At 74.4% G+C, this 4,280-nt stretch carries 3 protein-coding genes; 1 reads left to right on the top strand and 2 read right to left on the bottom strand.

All coding sequences use genetic code 11. The annotated features are described in order from the left end of the window. Nucleotides 1–126 precede the first annotated feature (126 nt). Nucleotides 127–462 carry a hypothetical protein gene (locus AAHZ94_RS29395; RefSeq protein WP_349996710.1) on the bottom strand — a complete coding sequence of 112 codons (336 nt, stop codon included), beginning with the start codon at nucleotides 460–462 and terminating at the stop codon, nucleotides 127–129. A gap of 144 nt (nucleotides 463–606) precedes the next feature. Continuing rightward, nucleotides 607–2,892: an ATP-dependent DNA helicase UvrD2 gene (locus AAHZ94_RS29400; protein ID WP_502964821.1), complete on the bottom strand. Its 2,286-nt coding sequence runs from the start codon at nucleotides 2,890–2,892 to the stop codon at nucleotides 607–609. A gap of 236 nt (nucleotides 2,893–3,128) precedes the next feature. Between AAHZ94_RS29400 and AAHZ94_RS29405 the strand changes: the two genes are divergently transcribed. Continuing rightward, a complete protein-coding gene (locus AAHZ94_RS29405) occupies nucleotides 3,129–3,371 on the top strand; it encodes a mycoredoxin (RefSeq protein WP_349996711.1) in 243 nt (80 codons plus the stop codon). Nucleotides 3,372–4,280: the final 909 nt, after the last annotated feature.

Here is a 4,280-nt window from a genome sequence, read left to right on the forward strand (position 1 = left end):
GGGCGCGCGGGGGGGGGGCGGGGGGGCGGGCCCCCCCCCGGGCGCCCGGCGGGGCACAAAACCCCCGGGCCCCGCGGGGGGGGGGGCGGCCGGCCGCCCCCTGGAAGGTGCCGACCTGATCGCCGATCAGGTTGGATCACTCCAGGGATCAAGCCCGCGAGAGGCCCACATCTGGGGGTGTTGCGTCAAGATTTCGGCACCATTAGCCGCTGCCATGGCGTAGGTCTTGGCCTTAGCCACTGCTGCTACTGCCGGTGCCTGGGTCGGTCGCTCACTGCGGAGTCCCCGAGCCAGCAGGGTGACCAGGGATTCCGGACGCGCAGCGGTCGTACCGAAGGCGAAAGCGCCGAACTCGGACGCGCCGAAGCTGGACACACCGGTGCCCTGTGCAGAAGAGCCGAGCGGGCAGGCGGCGACGACCGAGCGATCGGTTGCTTTGGTGGTGATGTAGTAAGTGATCATTTGGTCTTCGCCTCCTCTCGGCTCTCGGGACCGGTCCGGTGGGACCTGTCCATCTAGGTCAGTAGAACATGAATCCATCGGGTCTCGGAAGGCCCGTTGTCTCCGTGCTCGGAAGGCTATGGCTAGGCCCTCCGCGCGCGCAAACTATTTTTTCGACGAGTTTTTTCGGGGCCCGTCGAGAGCCGCCGGATCTTCCCCCGCGCACAGGGCGAGCACGTCAGGGCCGTACGTGCGGAGTTTGCGGGCGACGACCCCGGGGATCGCCGAGAGCTCGGCCTCGGTCTCCGGAGTGGCCTCGGCGATGGCGAGCAGCGTCTTGTCGGTGAAGACGCAGTACGCCGGCTGGCCCAGCCGGGCGGCCTGCTCCGCCCGCCAGTCAACGAGCCGGTCGTGCAGCCCCTCGTCGAGCTCGGACGGACAGTCCTCGCACCGCATGAGCTTCATCTCGCCCGGGGCCGTCAGTGACCTGCCACACACCCGACAGCGCACCGGGCCGCGCGGGCGCCGTCGCACGGTGGCGCCGCGCTCGACGCCCGCCGTGCCGCGGACGGTCCCCGGGGCGCCGGCGCGGGCGGCGGCGCTGGCCCCGGAGCCGGGCCGCAGGCCGTCCAGGAAGCGGCTGGGGCGCCGGTTCGGGCGCCCGCCCGGGGAGCGTGAGAGCGCCCAGGACAGGGTGAGGTGCTGGCGGGCCCGGGTGACCCCGACGTACAGCAGCCGCCGCTCCTCCTCGATCTGCTGGTCGGTCTTGGCGTGACTGATCGGCATCATGCCCTCGGTGAGGCCGACCAGGAACACGGCGTCCCATTCCAGGCCCTTGGCCGTGTGCAGGGAGGCCAGGGTCACGCCCTCGACGGTCGGGGCGTGCTGGGCGGCGGCGCGCTCGTCGAGTTCGGTGACGAAGTCCCGCAGGGTGGCCTCGGGCCGGGCCCCGACGAACTCTTCTGCGAGGCGAACCAGCGCCGCCAGCGACTCCCAGCGCTCCCGGACCGCGCCCGCGCCGACCGGGGGCTGTGGCGTCCAGCCCCGGGTGCCGAGGACGGCGCGCACCTGCGCGGGTATGTCGGCGTCCTCCAGGCCGGGCGCCGCCCCGCCCGCGCGGGCCGCGCCGCGCAGCAGCAGCCCCGCCTCGCGCACCTCGGCCCGCTCGAAGAACCGCTCGCCGCCGCGCATCTGGTACGGGATGCCCTGGTCGGCGAGGGCCTGCTCGTAGACCTCCGACTGGGCGTTGATGCGGTAGAGCACGGCGATCTCGCTGGCCGGGACGCCCGCGTCGAGGAGGGCGCCGATGCGGCGGGCGGTGCCCTCGGCCTCCGTGGGCTCGTCCCCGTACTCCGCGTATCCCGGGTCGGGGCCGGGGTCGCGCTGGGAGAGCAGTTCCAGCCGGTGTTCGGCGGCACGGCCGCGGGCCGCGGCGAGCAGGCCGTTGGCGAGGCGGACGACCTGGGGGGTGGAGCGGTAGTCGCGGACGAGCTTGACGACGGTGGCCCCCGGGTGGCGGGTGCGGAAGTCCAGCAGGTGGTCGGGGGTGGCGCCGGTGAAGGAGTAGATGGTCTGGCTGGCGTCGCCGACGACGCACAGGTCGTCCCGGTCACCGAGCCACAGGTCGAGCAGGCGCTGCTGGAGCGGGCTGACGTCCTGGTACTCGTCGACGACGAAGTGTTGGTACTGGGCGCGCACCTGGTCGGCGATGTCCAGCCGGTCCTGGAGCACGGCGACGGTGAGCAACAGCACGTCCTCGAAGTCGATGACGCCGCGGTCCCGCTTGAGCTGCTCGTACATCGCGTAGATCCGGCTGGTCTCGGCCGGGTCGCGGGGGGCCTCGCGGGCGGCCTTGGCGATGGCCGCCGGATAGTCCTCGGGGACGGTCTGGGTGACCTTGCACCACTCGATCTCGCTGGTGGCGTCGCGCAGCTCGCTGCGGTCCAGGCGGATCGTGCAGCGGGCGGCGGCCTCCGCGACGAGCTGTGCCTTGCGCTCCACGAGGCGGGGCATCTCGCCGCCGATCGCGCGCGGCCAGAAGTAGTGCAATTGGCGCAGCGCCGCCGAGTGGAACGTACGGGCCTGGACGCCGCTCGCGCCCAGTTGCCGCAGGCGTCCGCGCATCTCGCCGGCGGCCCGGTTGGTGAAGGTCACGGCGAGGACGCTGGCGGGCTGGAGGATGCCCGCACGCACCCCGTAGGCGATCCGGTGGGTGATCGCTCGGGTCTTGCCCGTGCCGGCGCCCGCGAGCACGCACACCGGGCCGTGCAGGGCCGTGGCGACCTCGCGCTGCTCGGGGTCGAGGCCGTCGAGCACCGCATCGGCGGAGGCCGGGGCGCCCGGGAAGAGCGCGGGGTGGCCGCCGCCCGGGGCGAGGGGTGCGTTGCTTGCTGTCACCCCGCCATGCTGCCAGGTGCCGAGAGGGCCGCGACCCGGTTGTCCACAGCCCAGGGGTTGCGGTCGTATTAATGCCGCGGGGCGGGGGGGGGGGCGGGGAGCGACGGCCGCGCCGCCGGGTCGGGGCGTCCGGGTCGGGGCGGGGACGTACCAGCCCCGTACCAGCCCCGTACCGGCCCCCTGCCGGCGGCGCGCCGGATGCGGCGGGGCGTGGTGGGAATGGTCGGGGGTGGGTGCGCGTTGTACGACCGCAACCGCGACGAGAGCCAACCCAAGGAGCGCGAGGACCGATGTCGGGCACTGTGACGATGTACAGCACCACCTGGTGCGGCTACTGCCGCCGCCTCAAGGGCCAGATGGAGCGCGAGGGAATCGCGTACACGGAGATCAACATCGAGCAGGACCCGGAGTCGGCGAAGTTCGTGGAGCAGGTGAACAACGGCAACCAGCTCGTGCCCACCGTGCTCTTCCCGGACGGTTCGGCGCTCCCCAACCCGTCGTTGGCGCAGGTCAAGGAGAAGCTCGGCGTCTGAGCCGCCCGCGCGACCCGCGCGCTGACGGACACCCCGAGTCCCCGACCGGCACGACGACCGGCCGGGGACTCGCGCGTACGGGTGCGTATTGCGGCGCGGCCGGCATGAGTGCGGCACCGCGGCGCGGCCGGCACAGGTGTGAGTGCGGGGTACGGGGCGGGGTGGGTGAGCGCGCGTGCGTGCGCGGGGCTGTGCGGTGTGGTGGGGATCGGCGGGCACTGGCTTGTTGGTTGTGGCTGCGGCTGCTGGCCGTGGTGGCTGCCTGGTGCTCCGCTCAGCCCACCAACCCGCGCCGGCCCCTGCTCGCCCCGACCCCGGCCAGCCAACTCAGGCTCAGGCCCGCCCGACCCGCCCGGGGGCGTAGGCCGGCCCCAGCCGGTCCAGGCTCGGGCCCGCCCGCCCCGCCAAGGGGCGTAAGTCGGCCTCGCCCAGCCGGCCAAGGCTCAATCCCGCCCGACCCGCCGGTGGGCATGAGCCTGCCGTGGTCGATCGCCGACGACGTCGCGTACGCGCGTACGCGATGTGACGCGCTCGGCAGCCGGCCACGGCCAAGAGCAGCCCGGCGGCGAGGGACGGCACTGCCCGCACCCGGCAGCGGGCGGGGCAGCACCCACCCGGCACGCCGAATGGCCACACACCCGACCCACCGGCCCCAGCCCAGCCGGCCGGTAGCGCTCCCCTCAGCACGCCCCGCTCCGGCCCCGGGCAACCGTGAGTTCAGCCGCACCCAGGCCCCGAGGCACCGTGAGCTCAGCCCCCGCCCGGGCCCCGAGGCACCATGAGCTCAACCCCGCCCAGGCTCCGGGGCCACCACAGTGAGGTGGGGCCCCCGCGGCCCCCGGGGCGCCGGGGCGCCCGCGGGCGGGGGGCCGGCCGGGGGGGGGCCCCGGGGGGGGGGGGCCCCGGGGG

This window comes from Streptomyces sp. HSW2009 (assembly GCF_040240285.1).
Taxonomy (GTDB): Bacteria; Actinomycetota; Actinomycetes; order Streptomycetales; family Streptomycetaceae; genus Streptomyces.